Raw genomic sequence first — 19,359 nt, 5'->3', positions numbered from 1 at the left:
AAGAATTTGTCGCGCCCATTTTCTGGGCGCATTCTGCGAATGGTCGTGGTCACCGCTCTCGGGGCGGGAACCCTGGCGGCGGCGGTCGCCACGGCTGCCGCCGACGAGGTCAGGCCGATGAGGCCGGCGGGCCATCCGCCACTGGTGATCGGAACGACGGACAACAGGCTGGAGTACGTCTACCGGCACACGAGCCGGTGGCTGCACGCGTCGGTCGACGGCGTCGGAGGAGCGGCGACCTATCGCACGATCCCGAGCCACGAGGACGTGGGCATGAACAACGCGAGCGTGGTGGAGACGCACGACGGTTCGCTCCAGCTGTTCGCGTCCGCGGACGGCGCGGTCTGGACGACGCGGCAACAGGGCCGCAACGGCGAGTGGTCCGGCTGGAGCCTGCTCGGCGGGAACTCCTACGGGCTTCCGATCGCCGTCACCAGGGGCAAGAACGAGGCGCTGTCGCTGTTCAGCACCGGCACGGACGGCACGCTCTGGACGTCGTCGCAACGCGGTCCCAGCGAGCCCTGGTCGTCGTGGGTGTCGCTGGGCGGAACCCGGCTGACCTCGGCGCCGTCCGTGGGCCGGGGAGCAGGTGACGCGCTGGAGGTGCTCGTCAACGCGAGCGACGGCGCGGTGTGGAAGATCGGCCAGACCACCGGTGGGGGTGACTTCGGGGCGTGGCAGCGGTTCAGCGAGCCGGGCTTCACCGACGGCTACCGCAACGACCCGCAGGTGGTCACGCGGTCCGACCGGAGTCTCGAGGTCGTCCTGCGGCGCGCGGACGGCACGATCGCGACTCGCCGTCAGGCGAGGCCGGCGGGACCGTGGCAGGACTGGGAGACGCTGGCGGGGCACACCGGTAGCGGGCGTCCCGCGGTGGTTCTCGAACCCAACGGGATGCTCACGGTCCTCTCGGTCGGCTCCGGCGCCAAGATCAGCCGCGGCCGGTTCGGCGTCGATCCCACGGCGACGGCGGGCTGGGACGACCTGGGTCAGCACGGAGCGCCGCTCGCCGGCGGGAACGACGAGATCTACGGCGCCGGGCTGGCGAACGGCACCTGGGCCGCGGTGTACCTCGACAACGGCGGAGCACTGGCCGAGGTCGACTCCGGTGGCGGGGACGCGAAGGACGCGACGCCGCCACAGCAGGCGCCGAAGCTGCGCGACCTGGCGTCGTTGCAGGCTGAACACGGCCGTAGCGGTACGTATGCCGAGGGGCAGTCCACGTCGGCACCCCAGAAGAGTGCGGCCCAGAAGAGTGCGGCCCAGAAGAGTGCGGCCTGGACACCGCCGGACTTCAAGTACGACCACTTCACCTTCGAGCAGTGCCGCGACCCCGAGGCCGGGGCCGAGCCGCCGGGCAAGATCAAGAACCACTACTCGTACTGCTGGAGCGGCAACGCCTCCATCAGCTACAAGACGAACTGCTGGGTGCTGCTGTGCTTCGGTCGCCGCGTCGTCTACCTCGTGACGGTGATCGGCGAGGGCAACACGCACTTCCGCGAGTCGCTCTACCGGGTCTTCCTCTCGGACTTCGAGGACGTCACGCCCGCAGATCGCCTGATCAGGATCAAGGTCGAGATGCGCTGCGACTCCCTGGTGCAGCCGGACGACTGCAAGCCGGAGAGCGGCTCGCAGGCGGAACGCTCGATCGCCGACTGGGAGACGAACGACGAGGCGCGCATGAAGGTGGTCGGCGCCGAACCGCCGGTCGCGGAGCACAACCCCGACCGGCTCGGGTACGGCAACGCGTGGGTGCACGTGACCGCGACCGGGCCGAACAACAGCCGGCGGGAGCTCGACACCCCCAAGAACCGCGTGCGTTTCGACTCCGCCGACTACCTCAAGTACAACGCGTTCACCGGCGGCCAGGGCGCGATCTTCCCCGACGTCAACGCGGTGATCAACTTCCCGGTGGGCACGCCGGAGTTCGCGGCGATGCAGGCGTCCGGACTGCACTACGAGCAGGCCATGGAACGGCCGGGCGAGACCTATCCGAGAGTGGCGGGCAAGAGCATCCCCGGTGCCGTCGGGGGCTCGCCGCTGCACCGCCTCTACTACGACACGGACCGCCGGAAGGAGAACCGGGCCACCGCCAACGCCGCTTGCACGACCGAGCTGCCTCCCGGCGAGTACCCGAAGCCGGACCACCAGTGCGACGAGTACCCGTTCGCCACGACGAGGGAGGGGGCGTCCGCGACCTACAACCCGCTGCGCAACTTCTCGGTGAAGTCGATCCTGGGGGATGACAACGAGGCTGCGGGGACTTGGCTCAGCGCGTGGTACTCGTACGACCGGATCGTTGACGGCGACCCGTTCTACGTCCGCGTCACCCTCTAGCTGTGATGTCCAGGGAGGTTGGTCAGCCGGGTGATGGGTGGCTGGCCTCCGAGGGCGGAGTGGGCTCGGTGGTGATTGTAGAAATGGATCCAGCCGGGGAGGGCGGTTCGGCGTTCGGTTTCTGACTGGTAGTGGCGGGCGTAGGCCCAGCCGTCGGCCAGGGTGCGGTGGAATCGTTCGACCTTGCCGTTGGTCTGTGGCCGGTAGGGCCTGGTGCGTTTGTGTCGGATGCCGAGCTCGGAGCAGGCGTCGCGCCAGGCGAAGGAGCGGTAGGCGAAGGAGCGGTAGGCGGAGCCGTTGTCGGACAGGACTCGTTCGACGGCGACTCCGTGTTCGCGGAACCAGGTGACCGCTCGCCGCAGGACGGCGGTCGCGGTGTCGCCTCGTTCGTCGGTGTGGATCTCGGCGTAGGCGACGCGGGAGTGGTCGTCGACGACGGTGTGCGGGAAGGCTTTGCCGTTGCGTGGCAGGTAGTTGCTGCCTTTGGGGCCTGGGGTGAGGCGTTTGTTGCGGTCGCCTTGCTGTCGTCCGACGAATCGGTGTCCGCCGCCGTCGGGGATGTTGCCGAACTTGGTGACATCGACGTGGATCAGTGAGCCGGGATGCGGGTGTTCGTAGCGGCGCAACGGTTCGCCGGTGACCCGGTCGATGCGGGAGAGCCGGTTGATCCGGCATCGCACCAGCACCGCGTGCACGGTCGAGGCCGGAATACCTAGCCGGCCGGCGATCTGGACCGGGCCGAGCCGGTGCCGCCATCGCAGACCCGCGATCCGCCGCGTCATGATCTCGGGTGTCCGGTTCGGGCTGTGGTGCGGGCGCGAGCTGCGGTCGTTCATCCCGGCTACGCCCTCGTCGCGGTAGCGCTGGGCCCATTTGCGTGCGGTTCTGTCCGCGACCATGAACAGTTTCGCCGCCTCGGCGGGCCGCCAGTTCTGCTCGACGATCAGACGCGCCAGGCGTAGCCGGGTACGTGGCGTCAGCGCCGCGTTAGGGTGGGACACGAAGGCCTCCGGACATGTGAAGCGGTTCCTAGACAGCTCCACTTCACATCCAGAGGCCTTCGCCTGTCTTCACGACAGGCCGTCACACACCCAACCCGGAACAACGTCCCTGGACATCACATCTAGCCGATGGTGGTGCGGGGTGGCCTCGCGGCCACCCCGCACCATCAGGCGACAGCGGCCTTCTCAGGGGCCTTGGCCTTGCGCGACGCCGGGTCGATCAGCAGACCGAACACCACGCCGATGCCGACGTAGAGCGTGGCGAGCTGGGCGAGCGAACTGAGGCGGAACTGCCACAGCACGTTCACCGGCATGTCCGCGGGGATCGTGTCCGGCGGCGCGGGGAACGCCAGCAGCACCACCGCGGTGGCCGCGGCCACCGCGAGCAGGACGGCCGTGGTCCGCACCGGCTGCGACTGCGCGCGCAGCTGCTCGGCGAGCCAGCTCGCGGCCCACACGATCACCAGACCGGCCACCACCACACCGAGGTAGAGCGCGGTCCGGTAGTTCACCGTCTCCGGGTCGCCCACGGCGGGCGGGTTGGCGGGGTACTTGATCCACGGCAGCAGCGCCACGGCACCGAACACCGCGGCACCGAACGCGAAGCTGCGGCTGAACGGCGTGCGGTCGGCGAACCAGCGCTTCGACAGCGCGTAGGCCGTGGCGAACACCAGGCCCACGGCGATGCCGACGATCACCACGCCGAGCATGCCGCCCACGATCTGGGCGCCGCGGCTGACGAGCTCTTCCTCGCCGCCGTGCGTGTGGCCGGCCTCACCGGCGGGTGCCCGGGCCTCCTCGACCGCGAGCGCGGCGCGAATCGGGATCTCGGTCACCAGGAGCTGCACGAGCGCGGACGCGACACCGGCGATACCGCCGGCCGCGACTCCGCGCAGCGCAAGGGACTTGTACGTCGTTGTCATGTCTTCCCTGCCCGGGGATCGGAGATCAGTGGCAGGGGACGCCGAGCGCGTGGCGGCCGTCGTGGAAGAACTCGTGCAGCAACTCGGAACCCGCGCCGAGCGCGAGACCGTTCTCCTGCAGGACCAGGTAGGTGACGATCAGGCCGAGCACTGAGACGGCGAAGGCCCATTTGGGCACGCGGACGGCGGACAGGCTTGCTGCGGGGCTCGTCATGACGGGCTCCTCCATACCTCGTGGAAGGTCAACTCTCCTTGCGGCGCCGCAGCCGGTCTCCTGACTCCCGGATCAACGCTGCCCCCGCGTCTTCCCAGCCCTCTCGCGAGGACCAGTGACGTGCTCGGCGGGGATCGCTTCCCGGTCACAGTGGCGAGGACCGCGCCGGATTTTCACCGGCTTCCCGTCACTGCGGCGCGTGCACCGTAAGTTGATCCATCGGTTAAGCACAACCGGCCATAAGAGTTGTTGCGTTCCTCACTTCACGAGTGGACAGTCACCACACTTCCCACCTGCGGCGACGCGGTAGTAGAGACAACACGACCGACGCCGGAACGTGACCTCGCCGGGAAAACTCAGAAATTCTCCCGCCTGTTCGAACGGCGGGGCGCTCATGAGCCGTTCGCCGCGTTCTTCCGCTTCCTCGACGGTGAGCATGCGTGCGCGCACAACCATTTTGAGCGCGCCCGCGATGTTCGACATCGCGTTGCCCCACAACAATCCGCGCGCCACTGGAGCGACGCTCTGGATCGCTTCCACCACCGGTTCGAGTGCCTCGGCGGCCTTCGGGCCCAGTCGTGGCTGGTCGATGCGGACGCTCAGGCCGTTCGTGGGGTGGTGCTGCCACCAGAGGTTCTCCGGGCGGACGTCGATCGGGATGCCCGCGGCCGTGAGCGGGCTGAGCAGCCGTGCCGTGTAGCTGAGGAAGAACAGGCTGGCCGCTACGCGTGGTTCCTCCGCTTTGTACCGGATCGCGATCGCGTCGATGGTGGTCTTGAGCGCCGGGCCCTCCAGCAGCGCCGTTCCCGGCAGCCAGGACTCGTCCGGGCGGCCCACGTCGAGCGCGAAGAACGGGTTGATTCCGCGCACCCGGCGGAGTGCTTCGAGGACCTCGGCGAACTCAGACACAGAAGTTCACGCTACTGGGTGTCCATGCAGGACAGATCACGTCCACCGCCTGGGACAGATGCGACCGCGGTGTGGACGGGGGTCGCCGGGATGGGAGGATGTCATGCCGTGAAGACCTTCGATTCCCTGTTCGCTGAACTGACCGAACGAGCCGCCACCAAGCCGGAAGGTTCTGGCACCGTCGCCGCGCTCGAGGCCGGGGTCCATGCGCAGGGCAAGAAGGTCCTGGAGGAGGCGGGCGAGGTCTGGATCGCCGCCGAGTACGAGTCCGACGAGAAGCTCTCCGAAGAGATCTCGCAGCTGCTCTACCGCCTCCAGGTGCTCATGCTGGGCCGTGGGCTCACCCTCGAAGACGTCTACAAATACCTCTGACGGAAGACTTTCACATGCTGCGCGTTGCAGTCCCGAACAAGGGCGCGCTCGCCGAACGCGCCTCCGCCATGCTCACCGAGGCCGGCTACCGGCAGAGGCACGAGCCGCGCGATCTGACCGTGCTCGACAACAACAACGACGTCGAGTTCTTCTTCCTGCGCCCCAAGGACATCGCGATCTACGTGGCGTCCGGTGACCTGGATCTCGGCATCACCGGCCGGGACCTGGCCGCCGACTCGGGCGCCGACGACAACGGCAACTCGGTCGAGGAGCTGCTGGCACTGGGCTTCGGTTCGTCGACCTTCCGCTACGCGGGGCCTCGCGGCACCGACTGGAAGGTCTCCGACCTCGAGGGCAAGCGCCTCGCCACCGCGTACCCGAAGCTGGTGGGCCGCGACCTCAAGGCCCGCGGCATCACCGCGAAGGTGATCCGACTCGACGGCGCTGTGGAGATCTCGATCCAGCTGGGCGTGGCCGACCTGATCGCCGACGTGGTGGGCTCCGGCCGCACCCTGCGCCAGCACGACCTGGTGCCGTTCGGCGAGCCGATCTGCGAGTCCGAGGCGGTCCTCATCCACCGCAACGGCTCGGAGCGCACGGCCGCCAAGAAGCAGCTGACAGCACGCCTTCAGGGCGTCGTGTTCGCGCAGCAGTACCTGATGCTCGACTACGACTGCCCGCGTTCGCTCCTGGACGACGCCATCGCGCTGACTCCGGGCCTGGAGTCGCCGACCGTCGCGCCGCTGGCCAACCCCGACTGGGCGGCCGTGCGGGCGATGGTGTCGCGCAAGGAGGCGAACCAGGTGATGGACGAGCTGGCCGCGATCGGTGCCAAGGCCGTGCTGGCCTCGGACATCAGGTTCTGCCGGCTGTGATCACGGAGCACGCCCTGCTGGACGTGCTGCCGGGCAGTGCCGAGGAGTTCGAGTGGGCGTTCGGCGAGGCGCGGGAGCTGATCTCCGCCTCGCCGGGCTTCCGCGGCCTCGAACTGCTGCGGTGCCTGGAGACGCCGTCGCGCTACCTGCTGCTCGTGCGCTGGGACTCGGTCGAAGCGCACACCGTCGGCTTCCGGCAGGGTCCTGACTATGCGAAGTGGTCGGCTTTGCTGCACCGCTTCTACTCGCCGTTCCCCGTGGTGGAGCACTACGAGAGCGCGCTGAGCACCTCTTCGTCCGTGGTCTGATCGAAGCTCTCGTACCAGCGGCTGACCGCGCCGAACCGGCGTGGGACGAGGATGGCGACCACCGGTGTCGTGAAGGTGGCGAGCGATTCCTTCGCGGCCACGGGGACGGCGAGGGTCGTGGTCCGCGGTTCGCGCTGGGCGATCCAGTGCAGCGCCGCCTTGGCCGTGACGCCCGTGGCCAGGCCGTCGTCCACGAGGATCACGTCGCGATCCTTGAGCGTGAGCGGCTTGTCACCGCGGTAGAGGGCGGTGCGTCTCTTGGCTTCCGCTCGTTCCTCGTCGCAGGTGCGGCCCAGTTGCTCCTCGGTGAGGTTCAGGGCTCGGAGCACTCTCGGGTCGTAGATGGGCTCGCTGTCCGCGGTGACCGCGCCCACGCCGTACTCGGGATGGCCCGGGGCGCCGATCTTGCGCGCCACGACGACGTCGAGTTCGGCGTTGAGGTGTCGTGCGACCTCTTTGGCGACCGGGACGCCGCCGCGGGGGAGGCCCAGGATCAGCGGGTCGTGCCACGGGAGGTCCGCGAGTCGCGCTGCCAGGGCGCGGCCCGCTTCCTGCCGGTTCGCGAACCTCTTCACAGTCTCGCTGACGCTACGCCTTCTCCTGCTCAGCCGAACAGACCGATGACGTCGGTGGCCATCGGGACCGAGCCGGAACAGCACGGTGGCGCGTCTGGGCTCGGCGACTTCCACCGCGCGCCGCGTGGAGACCGCGACGCGTTCATGTCGGCCGCAGTGCGCGCGGAACTGGCCGGCCTGACTGCAACCGAACTGGACGCCGTTCGCCGCGTTCCGGCACGGCAGGCTTCCACCCTGGCTGCCCGCACGTGTGCGGCGGCAGAGGGATCGCAGGGCGTCGCGATCACTGGGGTTGCCGGTGAGGCTGCGACTCCCGTTGTGTCCTGTGAGGTATCAGCGCTCGCGCACGAACAGCGCCTGCGCCGTCGTGCCCACCGGCCCCTCTCCGTCGTGCACCACGCTGGTCGCGAGCCCGACCCCGTCCGGCCCGATGGTCGTCCGCGCGTCCATGCCCACCCACTCGCCGGTGGGACGGCGGTGCAGGTGGACCGTCAGGTCGGTGTTGATGGCGTACCACTTGCGAATGTCCACACGGGACGAAACGCCGCTGGCCGAGTCCACTACGGAGAACACGCGCTCTTCCGGGGAGGGTTCGAAGCCCTCGACCACGGCCACGCGCGGGCGGGCCCACACCTGGGCGTCGCCGGGCGTGAAGATGCCGCCTGACACGGAAAGCCACTCGACGGCCGCCAGGTAGCCGCCGCCCCAGAAGTCCGGGATCTCCATCGGTACGGCGGAAGCGGGTGGTGCCATCGCGGGGACTTCGCCTCCCGCAACGGCTGTGGTGTCCGAGCCGACGATGCGCCACGCACGTGCCGTCAGCACCGCACGGCCTTCGTGGGAGAGCGAAGCCGCCAGCAGTTCTACCGAGCGGCCTGGGCGTTCGACCGAAGTGGACACCGTCAGGTCGGCCACCGGGACCGGGCCCAGCACCTCGAACGTCACGCGGGCCAGCGCGGACGACGGGTTGCCCAGCGCAAGCAAGGAGCGCACCAGCAACGCCGAGGGTGGGCCGAGGTGCTGGCTGTCCGGGCCCCACGGGCCCACGGTGTGCTCGGTGGAGCGGAACGTGTCGTTGCCCAGCGGCAGGTAGAAGGCCGTCATCAGTCGCGGTCCTGGAGGGTCTCGGTGTCGTCGGGCTCCGGCCAGCCGGGGTAGGGCGGCGGGGTGCCGTCGAACGCCGGGCAGAAGGCCTTGTGGTCGCAGTAGTCGCACAGGCGGCTGGGGTTGGGGCGGAAGTCGCCCGTCGGGGCCGCGCGCATGATGGCCTGCCAGATCGCGTCGAGGGTGCGTTCGAAGCGGGCCAGTTCGGACTCGTCCGGGGTGTAGGCGAGGGCCTGGCGGTCGGCCAGGTACATCAGGCGCAGCTGGCGGGGGACGACGCCGCGCAGCTTCCACAGGACCAGCGCGTAGAACTTCATCTGGAACAACGCCTTCGCCTCGCCCACCTCGCGAGGGGCGGCGCCGGTCTTGTAGTCCACGACGCGGATCTCACCCGTCGGGGCCACGTCCACGCGGTCGATGTAGCCGCGCAGCAGCACGCCGGACGGGAGTTCGGACTCGACGAGGAGCTCGCGCGACTCCGGTTCCAGGCGCCGGGGATCCTCCAGGCCGAAGTAGCCGTCGAGCAGCTTCGTGGCGGACGCCAGCCACTCCGCCTCCTCCTCGCTGCCCTCGACCTCGAACAGCGTCGAGAACTCCGGGCGCTCGGCCTTCACGCGCTCCCAGGCCGGCGTGATCATCGAACGCGCGCGGTCGGGCACGCGGTCGACGGCGGGCAGGGCGAACAGGTCTTCCAGCACCGCGTGCACCACCGTGCCGCGCACCTGCGCCTTCGTCGGCCTCTCCGGCAGCCGGTCGACCGCGCGGAACCGGTAGAGCAGCGGGCACTGCTTGAAGTCCCCTGCCCGGGAAGGCGAGAGCGCGGGCCTGCGCAACGTGGTGCTCATGGTTCGCACCCTAGGACAGAGGTCTGACAATTCTGTTCTCGCCACCGGTAAGGCGACGCCCACCAGACCGCGGGATCACACCCGGAGCTCTACAGTGCACCCGTGGCCGCGCGGATCAGCGAACGAGAGGGCGGCCTGCTGCTGTTCCGGGTGGCGGGCATCCCGGTGATCCTCGCGCCGTCCTGGTGGATCGGCTCGGCGATCGTGGTGGCCTTCTACGCGCCGCTCGTCGACGACCTCGCCCCCGGTACGCCACCGGGCATCGGCCTGCTGCTCGCCGCGCTCTTCGCGATCTTCCTCGGCCTGAGCGTGCTCGCCCACGAACTCGGCCACTGCGTCGCGGCGCTGCGACTCGGCCTGCCGGTCAGAAGACTGCGGCTGTACCTGCTGGGCGGGCTGTCCGAGATCATGCGCACGCCCGGCAAACCCAGCCACGAAGGTGTGGTCGCGGGCGCCGGGCCGCTCGTGTCCGTCGCGCTGGCGGTCGTCTTCGGCATCGGCGCGCTGGTCATGGAACCCGGCGACGTCGTGTGGGTGCTCGTCTTCCAGATCGCCGCCGCGAACGTCGCCGTCGCCGTCTTCAACCTCCTGCCCGGCCTGCCGCTGGACGGCGGACGGATCGTGAGGGCGGGCGTGTGGGCCATGACGGGGCAACGGGCGATGGGCACGCGTGTCGCCGTCGTCGGTGGTTTCGCCGTGGCCATCGCGTTGGTGGCGTGGGCGTTGTACGGCGTCGCGGAAGGCGCGGAGGACCGTTGGCTTCGTTTCGGCGTGTGCGTGCTGACGGCGTGGGTCGTCGTCGCCGGCGCGAGAAGCGAACTCGCGAGCGAACGCCGCCGCACGTGGCCGGCCGGTGTCACCCTGAGCGACCTCATCCTCCCCGTGCTCCAGCTGCCGGCGGAGAGCCCCGTCGCGGACGCGCTGAGCACGTCGGCCGGCCGGGGTGTGGTGCTGGTGCGGGCCGACGGCGTGGCGGCCGGGCTGCTCGACACCGAACTGGCGCGAAAGCTCGCCGCCGCAAGTCCTTTCGCACCGGCGGAGCAGGCGGCCGAGCCGATCCTGCCCGAGACCGTGCTCCTCGCCGACGAGCCCGGCGAGGAGATCGTCGAGCGCGTCCAGGGCACCGCCGCGTGGCAGTTCCTCGTCGTCGACATGGAGGGCCGCCCGGCGGGTGTGCTGCGCAGGGAGGACCTGCGTGCGGCCATTGAGAAGGGTGTTTGACACCATTGCGCGGTGATTAGCGCAAGTGGACCGTTCCAGCCGGGTGACCGGGTACAGCTGACCGACCCCAAGGGCCGGCACTACACGGTCGTTCTCGAACCCGGCAAGGAGTACCACACCCACCGCGGCGCCATCCCGCACGACAACCTCATCGGCCAGCCCGAGGGCTCGGTCGTCGCGTCGGTGGGCGGCACGAACTTCCTGGCGCTGCGCCCGCTGCTGCCGGACTACGTGCTGTCGATGCCGCGCGGCGCGCAGGTCATCTACCCGAAGGACGCCGCGCAGATCTGCATGTACGGCGACATCTTCCCAGGCGCGCGTGTCCTGGAGGCGGGCGCGGGCTCCGGCGCGTTGTCGTGCTCGCTGCTGCGCGCGGTGGGGGAGAAGGGCAGCGTCCAGTCCTACGAGGTGCGCGACGACCACGCGGTGCACGCCATCCGCAACGTGGAGACGTTCTTCGGCGAACGCCCCGGCAACTGGTCGATCACCGTCGACGACGTGAAGAACCACGAGGGCGAGGTCGACCGCGTCATCCTCGACATGCTCTCGCCGTGGGAGGTCCTGCCCACGATCGCGAAGAACCTCATCCCCGGCGGCGTCCTGGTCGTCTACGTCGCCACCACCACGCAGCTCTCCGTCGTCACCGAGGCGCTGCGGGAGATGACGTGCTTCACCGAACCCCACGCGTGGGAGACGCTCGTCCGCCCGTGGCACGTCGTCGGCCTGGCCGTGCGGCCGGAGCACCGGATGATCGGGCACACGGCGTTCCTGCTGACCACGCGCAAGCTCGCGGACGGTGTGACGGCTCCGCGGCCGCAGCGCCGCCCCAGCAAGGGCTGAAACGACGAGAGGGCCCCGCGATGCGGGGCCCTCTCGCGTCACTCGACTCTGTCGATGCCGCAGACCTGCCAGTTGCCGCCCGCCTTGGACAGCTTGTAGATGATGGCGGCGGTCTGGGTGCCCTGGCCCTCGAGCCCCTCCAGCGACTGCTTGAACGAGCCGGTGCTGCCGGACACCTTGACGTCGGACACCGTGGCCCTGGCGTTCGGCTGGGCCTTGTTCTGGGGCTTCATGGTGGCGAACGCCTCGGCGCAGACCAGGTCCTTGACGTCGTTCGGGTCGCCGTTGCCCGACCGAGCGCCCTGCAGGATCTTCTCGGTGAACAGCTCCGCGACCTCCTGGGCGTCCGCGTCGGCGCTGCCCGAGGAGTTCGACGAGCTCTTCGACGACGGTGAGGCCGGCTTCGTGCTGCCGCTCGTCGGCTCCGAGCTCGTGCCGGTGTTCGTCGCCGCGGTGTCGCTGTTGTCCGAGTCGCCGGCGTCGAGCAGGTACTGGTAGGCGAAGAAGCCGCCGATGAGCAGCACGGCGAATCCGGCGACCACTGCGACCAGGGCGTTGTTCCGCTTGGAGGTCGGGGGTCCCCCGAACCCTCCCGGCTGCCCGAACGGTTGCCGGTCGCCGTAAGGGCCGGGCTGGCCGTACTGGCCCTGCTGGAAGCCGCCGTTGGGCGGTCCCTGATGGCCCTGCTGCCCGAAGCCGCCGTTGGGCGGTCCCTGATGGCCCTGCTGCCCGAAGCCGCCGTTGGGCGGCCCCTGATGGCCCTGCTGCTGGAAACCGCCGCTGGGCGGTCCCTGCTGGCCGTACTGGCCCTGCTGCTGGAAGCCGCCGCTGGGCGGTCCCTGCTGGCCGAACGGGTCCTGCGGCGGCTGCCCGTACTGCTGCCCCTGTCCCGGTGGCGGCTGCTGGCCGTAGCCGGGCTGGGGCTGCTGGCCGGGCTGGCCGGGTTGCTGTCCGTACCCCGGCTGCGGCTGCTGGCCGTAACCGGGTTGCTGCGGCGGCTGTTGCCCGTAGGGCCCCGGCTGCTGCGGCGGACAGGTCATGACGACTTCCCCCGAAGCGGATGAACCGACTGCGTCCCGGCTAGCGGGTCGTCGGCACCTTGATGTCCTTGGCCAGGATGCAGACCTTCCACTTGCCCGACACCTTCTTGAACTTCGTGTCGGAGTCGATGGTCTGGGTCTGGCCGCCGTAGTCCGCGGTGATGGTGATCTTGACGGTCGCCTCGTTGCCGGAGACGGTCGCGCTCTTGTACACCATCTTGGGGACCGGGAGCTTCTTCATCTCCTCGGCGAGCTTCTTCTGCTCGGGGGTGGCCTTCCGCTCGGCCTCGGCGGCCTCGTCGAGCATCTCCTGGCAGGCCATCGACTTGGCCTTGCTCTCGTTCTTGGCGGTCGCCGCCGCGATGTACTCCTCGGCCGCCTTCTTGACGTCGGCCTCGTCGCCACCGCTGCTGCCGTTGTCGCTCGAACCCGAGTCCGGCGACGAGCTGCTGGAGTTGCTCGAGCTGTTGCCGGTGAGCATGACCGCGGCCGTGACGCCACCGCCGACGAGGACCAGCACGCCGATGACGACACCGATGATCAGGCCGGTGTTGCTCTTCTTGGGAGGCGGAGGGCCGCCGAACCCGCCGGGCTGGCCGAACGGCTGCTGACCGTAGGGCTGCTGGCCGTACTGGCCAGGCTGGCCGTACTGGCCAGGCTGCCCGTACTGGCCCTGCTGCTGGAAGCCGCCGCTGGGCGGTCCCTGCTGGCCGAACGGGTCCTGCTGCGGCTGGCCGTACTGACCGGGCTGCTGACCGGGCTGCTGCCCGTATCCCGGTGGCGGCTGCTGGCCGTAGCCGGGTGGGGGCTGCTGGCCGTACCCCGGCTGCTGCGGCGGCTGCTGCCCGTACGGACCTCCGGGCTGCGGCGGCTGCTGCCCGTAGGGCCCGGGCTGCTGCGGCGGGTAGGTCATGAAACTTCCCCCGATGCGGATGAGGTGATCTTTCGCTGGACATTGTCGTACTTCGCCGGACAACTCGCGGGCGAATGGGGTCTATCGACACGCACGAGTGGTTATGCACACGCCCTGTACCCGCGATCTGGCCGCGCCAAGGTCGTGTCTGATAACGATTGTGGCAACTCCACCGGGAATCGAGCGCGATGCTCTGCGCTGTCGGGGTGGTGCGCCGGTCGCGTCGGCGAAACCACCCGGTTGGCCGCACGCCCTCCGGAGGCATCGGAGCCTCGCTCGCGCGGGTCCTCCGACGGGCACGAACGGGGTGGGTTGCGGTGCGTGACCGCCGATCGGACCAGTCCTTGGTCCACCTGGTGGGACGACGGCGGATTGCCGCCCGTCGCCGGGTCGTGAGCCATACCAGGCGTGTCCACGGTCGTCCGAGGGGGGTCGCGGACCGTAGGGGCCGGGCTGCCGCCCAGGTGCTCCCATGACCCTCTCCTCGGACTTCTCGCAGGTCGTCTGGCGTGTCGCGGCGCGAAACGCCGGTGGTGGTTTCTGAGACGCACCGTAGCGGGTGGGTGGCCGGAGCGGACACCGAGATGGAGCAGTTGACCTCAGTTGGAGGGTTCACCGTTGCACCACACGAGCGAAGATGATGTTGTGAGTACCCCATTTTGTCGGTGATCGCCGGTACCGTAATCGGTACGAACACGGGAGGAGGGTGCCGACATGCAGCACGGTCATCCCGGCAGCCAACCCGATGAGGGTGGCGAGCTGAACCAGGGCAACAATTCTGCTGAGCTGACTGCGCAGATCAGGTTCCTCGAGGACGAGATCGCGTCGTTGCGTCGCAAGCTGACCGAGTCGCCGCGGCACACGCGGTTGCTCGAGCAGCGCTTGGCTGAGGCGACAGAGCGCGTCAGCCAGCTGACCGAGCGAAACACGAAGCTCATAGACACCCTCCGCGAAGCACGAAGCCAGCTGCTCGCGCTGCGTGAGGAAGTCGACCGGCTGGCGCAACCGCCCAGCGGGTACGGCGTCTTCATGGCACGTTTCGACGACGGGACCGTGGACGTCTTCACGTCCGGCCGCAGGATGCGCGTAGCCGTGTCCCCCGCGGTCGAGCCGGAGAAGATCGCCTACGGCCAGTCCGTGCGTCTCAACGAGGCGCTGACGGTCGTCGAGGCCGGCGGGTTCGAGCGTTCCGGTGAGGTCTGCTCTCTGCGGGAGGTGCTGACCGACGACGACGGTCTGGACACCATTTCCCGCGCGCTGGTCGTCGGCCACGCGGACGAGGAGAGGGTGGTCTGGCTCGCCCAGCCACTGCTCGACTCGCCGCTGAAGCCCGGCGACTCGCTGCTGGTCGACTCGAAGGCGGGTTTCGCCTACGAACGGGTCCCCAAGGCCGAGGTCGAGGACCTCGTGCTCGAGGAGGTCCCGGACATCGACTACAGCGACATCGGTGGCCTCTCCCGGCAGATCGAGCAGATCCGCGACGCCGTGGAGCTGCCGTTCCTGCACGCCGACCTGTTCCGCGAGTACGAGCTGCGCCCGCCCAAGGGCGTGCTGCTCTACGGCCCTCCCGGTTGCGGCAAGACGCTCATCGCCAAGGCGGTGGCGAACTCCCTGGCCAAGAAGGTGCGGGAGATCCGCGGCGAGACCGACAAGCAGGCCAAGTCCTACTTCCTCAACATCAAGGGCCCCGAGCTCCTCAACAAGTTCGTCGGTGAGACCGAGCGGCACATCCGCCTGATCTTCCAGCGGGCTCGTGAGAAGGCGTCCGACGGCACCCCGGTGATCGTGTTCTTCGACGAGATGGACTCGATCTTCCGCACGCGTGGTTCGGGTGTGTCGTCCGACGTCGAGACGACGATCGTGCCCCAGCTCCTCGCCGAGATCGACGGCGTCGAGGGCCTGGAGAACGTCATCGTCATCGGCGCCTCCAACCGTGAGGACATGATCGACCCGGCGATCCTCCGCCCCGGCCGACTCGACGTGAAGATCAAGATCGAGCGACCGGACGCCGAGGGCGCGAAGGACATCTTCAACAAGTACCTGACGCCCAACCTCCCGCTGCACGCCGACGACCTCGCCGAGTTCGGCGGGGACCCGAAGGCCTGCATCGAGGGCATGGTGCAGCACACCGTGGAGCGCATGTACGAGGAGTCCGAGGACAACCGGTTCCTGGAGGTCACCTACGCCAACGGTGACAAGGAGGTCCTGTACTTCCGGGACTTCAACTCCGGTGCCATGATCCAGAACATCGTCGACAGGGCGAAGAAGGCGGCGATCAAGTCGCTGCTGGACACCAAGCAGCCCGGACTCTCCGTCCGGCACCTGCAGGCCGCCATCCTCGACGAGTTCGCCGAGAACGAGGACCTGCCGAACACGACGAACCCGGACGACTGGGCTCGCATCTCGGGCAAGAAGGGCGAGCGGATCGTCTACATCCGCACGCTCGTCACCGGGAAGAACCAGGACGCCGGCCGCGCGATCGACACGGCCACGAACACCGGCACGTACCTGTAGTACCGCTTCACCGAACCGCCCCGGTCGCTGCACACGGCCGGGGCGGTTCGCCGTTTCAGACCAGGCCGGACTCGTAGGCCGCGATCACCAGCTGGGCGCGGTCGCGGGCGTGCAGCTTCGCCAGCAGGTTCCCGATGTGCGTCTTCACCGTGCCGGGGCTGACGTGCAGCTCGGCCATGATCTCCGCGTTGGACCGGCCGCGGGCGATCAGCAGCAGGACCTCCTTCTCGCGCTCGGTCACGCGCTCCAGCCCGCGCACCACGGGCGAGGCGGGCTGCCGGACGAACTCGGAGATCAGCCGGCGCGTGACCGTCGGCGACAGCAGCGACTCGCCGGACGCCACGACCCTGACGGCGGCCAGCAGTTCGGCGGGGGGCGTGTCCTTGAGCAGGAACCCCGAAGCCCCGGCGCGCAACGCCCCGAAGACGTACTCGTCCAGGTCGAACGTCGTCAGCACCAGCACGCGCGGCCCGTCCAGCAGCCGCGTGGCCTCGATGCCGTCCATCTCGGGCATGCGGATGTCCATCAGCACGACGTCCGGCTTCACCTCGGACGCCAGCGCGACGGCCTCGGCACCGGTGCCGGCCTCGCCGACCACGGTCAGGTCCGGTTCGTTGTCGAGGAGCAGGCGGAAGCTGGCGCGCAGCAACGCCTGGTCGTCGGCGATCAGCACGCGGATCATCGGTGCGGCAGTTCCGCGACGACCCGGAAACCGCCGGTCTCACCGGGGCCCGCGCTGAACGTGCCGCCGTACACGGCCACGCGTTCGCGCATGCCGATCAACCCGTGTCCCACTCCGAGCTCCCTCACCCCAGGCCCGTCGTCCGCCACGTCGACGCGGACGGCTTCCGGCGTCACCTCTACCAGCACCGTGCACGACGCGGGCGCCGCGTGCTTCACGACGTTCGTCAGCGCCTCCTGCACGATCCGGTACGCCGACAGCCCGACTCCTTCCGGCACGACGGCATCGCCCCGCACGTCCAGCGACACGCGCACCCCGGCGAGCGACGCCCGGTCGGCGAGGTCGGCCAGCCCGCCGAGGCCGGGGGAGGGCGCGAGATCGGCGTCGGCCCGCAGCACGCCGAGCAGTCCCCGCATCTCGGCCAGCGCCGCGCGGCTCGTCTCGGAGATCACTTCCAACGCCTCGTAGGCGTGTTCGGGTGAGCGCACGTGTGCGGCGTTGCCGGCCTGCACGGCGATCAGGGACAGGTTGTGCGCCACCACGTCGTGCAGTTCGCGGGCGATGCGCAGGCGTTCGTCGGTCAGCATCTGTTCGGCGACCTGGGCCGTCTCCCGTTCGAGCATCGACCGGCGCAGCCGGGTGGTGTAGCCGATCACCCACACCGCGCCGAGCACGGCCACGCCGACCAGCACGTTCTCGGGCTCGCCCCCGGACACGCCGGAGACCGCGACGACGGTGGCCACGAGCCCGGCCAGCGACCACGCACGGGTGCGCTCGACCGCCACGGTGTAGAGAGCGAAGCAGATCGCGCCGATCGGGGCTCCGAGCGCCTGGACCGGCAGCAGCTGGCCGATCACCACCGCCACCGTCGCCAGCGTGGTGATCACCAGAGTGGTCACCGGCCACAGGCGGCGCACCGCGACCGGCAGCGCGACCAGCGCGGCGCCGGGCAGGACGAGCCACCACGGCTTGTCCTGGTTCTCCACCATGGCGTAGCCGACGAGCACGCCGATGACGACGGCCGCGGTCAGGTCGACCAGGTAGAGGTGCAGTTTCGCGATCACGGCATCGACGGTAAACGAGCTTCCGCGCGGTGCGCCTCGGACCACGGTCCGATTCCCGGGATCGGAGCACGGGCCGATCCGCGGAAGGCCGCCGGGAGCCAACCTTCTCCGCATGATCGAGGTGCGGAACCTGACGAAGAGATACGGCGACACCAAGGCGGTCGAGGACCTGTCGTTCACCGTCCATCCTGGACTGGTGACGGGCTTCCTCGGCCCGAACGGCGCCGGCAAGTCCACGACGATGCGGATGATCCTCGGCCTGGACCGGCCGTCGGGCGGCGAGGCTCTGATCGCTGGCAGGCGCTATCAGGACCTGGACCAGCCGCTGCGGCACGTCGGCGCGTTGCTCGATCCCGCCGCCGTGCACCACGGCCGCAAGGCGCTCGACCACCTGCGCTGGATCGCCGCGAGCAACGGCATCGGCGAGAAGCGCGCGGTCGCGCTGCTGGAGCAGGTCGGCCTGGGAGGCGTGCGGCACAAGCGGATCAGGGCGTTGTCGCTGGGCATGAAGCAACGGCTCGGCGTCGCGGCGGCGTTGCTCGGCGACCCCGGGGTGCTGATGTTCGACGAACCGGTCAACGGCCTCGACCCCGAGGGCGTGCGCTGGATCCGCGATCTGATGCGCGGGCTCGCGAAGGAGGGCCGCACGGTCTTCGTCTCCAGCCACCTGATGAGCGAGATGGCGCTGACCGCCGACCACGTCGTGATCGTCGCAAGAGGACAGCTGGTCAAGGAGACGCCGATGGAGGCGTTGACCCGCAACGGTTCGCTGGAGGACGCCTACCTCGAACTCACCTCCGGGAGGGGACTGTCATGAACGCGCTCGCCGCGGAGTGGCTCAAGCTCCGGACCGTCCGGTCGTCGTACGGGCTGATCATCACCGTCGGCCTGATGGTGGTCGCGGGCGTGCTGCTGTCGTGGCTGATCGTCCAGGACTACGACACGTCGTCCGCCGCGGAACAGGCGACGTTCGCCTCCGCCGACAGCAGCGTGGTGATCACCCCGGTCGTCCAGTTCCTCGTCGCCGCGCTCGGCGCCCTGGTCGCGACGTCCGATCCGAGGCTGACCGCGCTGACCGCCGTGCCGGACCGGAAACGCTTGCTGGCGGCCAAAAGCGTGCTCGTCGCCACCACGGCCGTGGTGGTCGGTGCCCTCGCGCTCGTGCTGAGCATCGGGTCGAGCTGGCTGATCATGGGGGACCGGCCGCCACCTATCGCGCCGTGGGACGGCATCGGCGACGTGCTGCCGTGGGCGGGGGCGGCCGTGCTGTCGATCCTGGTGACAGGCCTGACCGGCCTCGGGATCGGGCTCGCGGTCAGGTCGACGGCCGTCACGATCGTGGTGGTGGGCGTGCTGCTGTGGGGTCTGCCCGCCATCACGCCGATGCTGCCGGCGCCCTGGAACATGGACGCGTCCGCGGTGATGGTGCCGTACCTGGTGTGGGAGGTCGCCGGGGTCGTCGACGACGCGCCGCTGGGTCCATTGGCCGCCGTTGCGGTTTTGGCCATTTACGTACTGGTGACGCTGGGTGCCGGAACGGTGACTCTTCTGCGACAAGACGCTTGACTCGCTCTTGGGGCGCCCCTAAGGTCATCTATACCTTTAATCGGTAAGGAAACTTA

Annotated in this window: 19 protein-coding genes, 1 pseudogene and 1 riboswitch; of the genes and pseudogenes, 9 read left to right on the top strand and 11 right to left on the bottom strand. The window is 69.4% G+C overall.

Features of this window, described 5'->3' with window-relative positions; all coding sequences use genetic code 11:
- The first annotated feature begins 39 nt into the window (after positions 1–39).
- Positions 40–2,337 carry a NucA/NucB deoxyribonuclease domain-containing protein gene (locus tag BM417_RS01920; protein ID WP_177320233.1) on the top strand — a complete coding sequence of 766 codons (2,298 nt, stop codon included), beginning with the start codon at positions 40–42 and terminating at the stop codon, positions 2,335–2,337.
- Here BM417_RS01920 and BM417_RS01915 read toward each other — a convergent pair.
- From BM417_RS01915 to BM417_RS01900, 4 genes are all read right to left on the bottom strand, one after another.
- Entirely contained in the window at positions 2,334–3,338 is a 1,005-nt protein-coding gene (locus BM417_RS01915; RefSeq protein ID WP_143138463.1) for an IS481 family transposase, read from the bottom strand. The two genes, BM417_RS01920 and BM417_RS01915, sit on opposite strands and share 4 nt — an antisense overlap.
- 167 nt (positions 3,339–3,505) lie before the next feature.
- The gene (locus tag BM417_RS01910; RefSeq protein ID WP_093587975.1) at positions 3,506–4,261 is read right to left on the bottom strand and encodes a CbtA family protein; all 756 of its coding nucleotides are present in this window, start codon (positions 4,259–4,261) and stop codon (positions 3,506–3,508) included.
- A gap of 25 nt (positions 4,262–4,286) precedes the next feature.
- A complete protein-coding gene (locus BM417_RS01905) occupies positions 4,287–4,475 on the bottom strand; it encodes a CbtB domain-containing protein (protein ID WP_093588538.1) in 189 nt (62 codons plus the stop codon).
- A gap of 33 nt (positions 4,476–4,508) precedes the next feature.
- Positions 4,509–4,685, bottom strand: a riboswitch (cobalamin riboswitch).
- Between the two features lie 48 nt (positions 4,686–4,733).
- Positions 4,734–5,384, bottom strand: a complete 651-nt coding sequence (locus tag BM417_RS01900; RefSeq protein ID WP_093587974.1) for a (2Fe-2S)-binding protein — start codon at positions 5,382–5,384, stop codon at positions 4,734–4,736.
- Positions 5,385–5,492: 108 nt separating this feature from the next.
- Between BM417_RS01900 and BM417_RS01895 the strand changes: the two genes are divergently transcribed.
- Genes BM417_RS01895 through BM417_RS01885 form a run of 3 tightly spaced genes read left to right on the top strand, consistent with a single transcriptional unit; the run spans position 5,493 to position 6,939 of the window.
- Positions 5,493–5,756 (top strand): phosphoribosyl-ATP diphosphatase, encoded by a 264-nt coding sequence (locus tag BM417_RS01895; protein WP_089912086.1) that lies wholly within the window; start codon positions 5,493–5,495, stop codon positions 5,754–5,756.
- A 14-nt stretch (positions 5,757–5,770) separates the two neighbouring features.
- The gene (gene hisG / locus BM417_RS01890) at positions 5,771–6,631 is read left to right on the top strand and encodes an ATP phosphoribosyltransferase (protein WP_093587973.1); all 861 of its coding nucleotides are present in this window, start codon (positions 5,771–5,773) and stop codon (positions 6,629–6,631) included.
- On the top strand, positions 6,628–6,939 hold the full coding sequence (locus tag BM417_RS01885; protein ID WP_093587972.1) for an antibiotic biosynthesis monooxygenase family protein: 312 nt from the start codon (positions 6,628–6,630) through the stop codon (positions 6,937–6,939). Before hisG ends, BM417_RS01885 begins: the two co-directional genes overlap by 4 nt.
- Here the strand turns inward: BM417_RS01885 and BM417_RS01880 are convergent.
- The 3 genes from BM417_RS01880 to BM417_RS01870 all read right to left on the bottom strand — a co-directional run bounded on the left by BM417_RS01880 (position 6,900) and on the right by BM417_RS01870 (position 9,463).
- Entirely contained in the window at positions 6,900–7,514 is a 615-nt protein-coding gene (locus tag BM417_RS01880; protein ID WP_093587971.1) for a phosphoribosyltransferase, read from the bottom strand. The two genes, BM417_RS01885 and BM417_RS01880, sit on opposite strands and share 40 nt — an antisense overlap.
- A gap of 333 nt (positions 7,515–7,847) precedes the next feature.
- On the bottom strand, positions 7,848–8,618 hold the full coding sequence (locus BM417_RS01875) for a thioesterase family protein (protein ID WP_093587970.1): 771 nt from the start codon (positions 8,616–8,618) through the stop codon (positions 7,848–7,850).
- Positions 8,618–9,463, bottom strand: coding sequence for a RecB family exonuclease (locus BM417_RS01870; RefSeq protein ID WP_093587969.1), 846 nt, complete (start codon positions 9,461–9,463; stop codon positions 8,618–8,620). Before BM417_RS01870 ends, BM417_RS01875 begins: the two co-directional genes overlap by 1 nt.
- 102 nt (positions 9,464–9,565) lie before the next feature.
- On the opposite strand from BM417_RS01870, the gene BM417_RS01865 reads away from it, so the two are divergent.
- Positions 9,566–10,684 carry a site-2 protease family protein gene (locus BM417_RS01865; RefSeq protein ID WP_093587968.1) on the top strand — a complete coding sequence of 373 codons (1,119 nt, stop codon included), beginning with the start codon at positions 9,566–9,568 and terminating at the stop codon, positions 10,682–10,684.
- Positions 10,685–10,696: 12 nt separating this feature from the next.
- The gene (locus tag BM417_RS01860; RefSeq protein WP_093587967.1) at positions 10,697–11,524 is read left to right on the top strand and encodes a tRNA (adenine-N1)-methyltransferase; all 828 of its coding nucleotides are present in this window, start codon (positions 10,697–10,699) and stop codon (positions 11,522–11,524) included.
- A 38-nt stretch (positions 11,525–11,562) separates the two neighbouring features.
- Here the strand turns inward: BM417_RS01860 and BM417_RS47495 are convergent, their stop codons facing one another.
- A complete protein-coding gene (locus BM417_RS47495; protein WP_177320232.1) occupies positions 11,563–12,564 on the bottom strand; it encodes a hypothetical protein in 1,002 nt (333 codons plus the stop codon).
- Positions 12,565–12,604: 40 nt separating this feature from the next.
- Complete coding sequence (locus tag BM417_RS01850; protein ID WP_093587966.1) at positions 12,605–13,477, bottom strand: Rv0361 family membrane protein; 873 nt, start codon at positions 13,475–13,477, stop codon at positions 12,605–12,607.
- A gap of 714 nt (positions 13,478–14,191) precedes the next feature.
- Here BM417_RS01850 and arc point away from each other — a divergent pair.
- Positions 14,192–15,991, top strand: coding sequence for a proteasome ATPase (arc, locus tag BM417_RS01845; protein WP_093587965.1), 1,800 nt, complete (start codon positions 14,192–14,194; stop codon positions 15,989–15,991).
- Between the two features lie 55 nt (positions 15,992–16,046).
- On the opposite strand, the gene BM417_RS01840 is transcribed toward arc, so the two are convergent.
- Both BM417_RS01840 and BM417_RS01835 read right to left on the bottom strand, forming a co-directional pair.
- Positions 16,047–16,673 (bottom strand): response regulator, encoded by a 627-nt coding sequence (locus BM417_RS01840; protein ID WP_093587964.1) that lies wholly within the window; start codon positions 16,671–16,673, stop codon positions 16,047–16,049.
- Positions 16,670–17,737: a sensor histidine kinase gene (locus BM417_RS01835; RefSeq protein ID WP_245821618.1), complete on the bottom strand. Its 1,068-nt coding sequence runs from the start codon at positions 17,735–17,737 to the stop codon at positions 16,670–16,672. Before BM417_RS01835 ends, BM417_RS01840 begins: the two co-directional genes overlap by 4 nt.
- Positions 17,738–17,849: 112 nt before the next feature.
- On the opposite strand from BM417_RS01835, the pseudogene BM417_RS01830 reads away from it, so the two are divergent.
- Both BM417_RS01830 and BM417_RS01825 read left to right on the top strand, forming a co-directional pair.
- Positions 17,850–18,491 (top strand): annotated as a pseudogene (locus tag BM417_RS01830) (ABC transporter ATP-binding protein); the annotation flags it as partial.
- Between the two features lie 59 nt (positions 18,492–18,550).
- On the top strand, positions 18,551–19,303 hold the full coding sequence (locus BM417_RS01825) for a hypothetical protein (RefSeq protein WP_093587962.1): 753 nt from the start codon (positions 18,551–18,553) through the stop codon (positions 19,301–19,303).
- Positions 19,304–19,359 lie beyond the last annotated feature (56 nt).

The sequence above is a fragment of the Lentzea waywayandensis genome (assembly GCF_900115955.1).
In the GTDB taxonomy this organism is placed as follows: domain Bacteria; phylum Actinomycetota; class Actinomycetes; order Mycobacteriales; family Pseudonocardiaceae; genus Lentzea; species Lentzea waywayandensis.
This window is presented reverse-complemented; position numbering and strand designations above follow the sequence as displayed.

Bases quoted from the DNA above. Each gene is read 5' to 3' on its own strand.
- BM417_RS01920 (WP_177320233.1), top strand. From the start codon at position 40: ATGGTCGTGGTCACCGCTCTCGGGGCGGGAACCCTGGCGGCGGCGGTC.
- hisG (WP_093587973.1), top strand. From the start codon at position 5,771: ATGCTGCGCGTTGCAGTCCCGAACAAGGGCGCGCTCGCCGAACGCGCC.
- BM417_RS01870 (WP_093587969.1), bottom strand. From the start codon at position 9,463: ATGAGCACCACGTTGCGCAGGCCCGCGCTCTCGCCTTCCCGGGCAGGG.
- BM417_RS01850 (WP_093587966.1), bottom strand. From the start codon at position 13,477: ATGACCTACCCGCCGCAGCAGCCCGGGCCCTACGGGCAGCAGCCGCCG.
- BM417_RS01875 (WP_093587970.1), bottom strand. From the start codon at position 8,618: ATGACGGCCTTCTACCTGCCGCTGGGCAACGACACGTTCCGCTCCACC.
- BM417_RS01840 (WP_093587964.1), bottom strand. From the start codon at position 16,673: ATGATCCGCGTGCTGATCGCCGACGACCAGGCGTTGCTGCGCGCCAGC.
- BM417_RS47495 (WP_177320232.1), bottom strand. From the start codon at position 12,564: ATGACCTGTCCGCCGCAGCAGCCGGGGCCCTACGGGCAACAGCCGCCG.
- BM417_RS01825 (WP_093587962.1), top strand. From the start codon at position 18,551: ATGAACGCGCTCGCCGCGGAGTGGCTCAAGCTCCGGACCGTCCGGTCG.
- arc (WP_093587965.1), top strand. From the start codon at position 14,192: ATGCAGCACGGTCATCCCGGCAGCCAACCCGATGAGGGTGGCGAGCTG.
- BM417_RS01905 (WP_093588538.1), bottom strand. From the start codon at position 4,475: ATGACGAGCCCCGCAGCAAGCCTGTCCGCCGTCCGCGTGCCCAAATGG.
- BM417_RS01910 (WP_093587975.1), bottom strand. From the start codon at position 4,261: ATGACAACGACGTACAAGTCCCTTGCGCTGCGCGGAGTCGCGGCCGGC.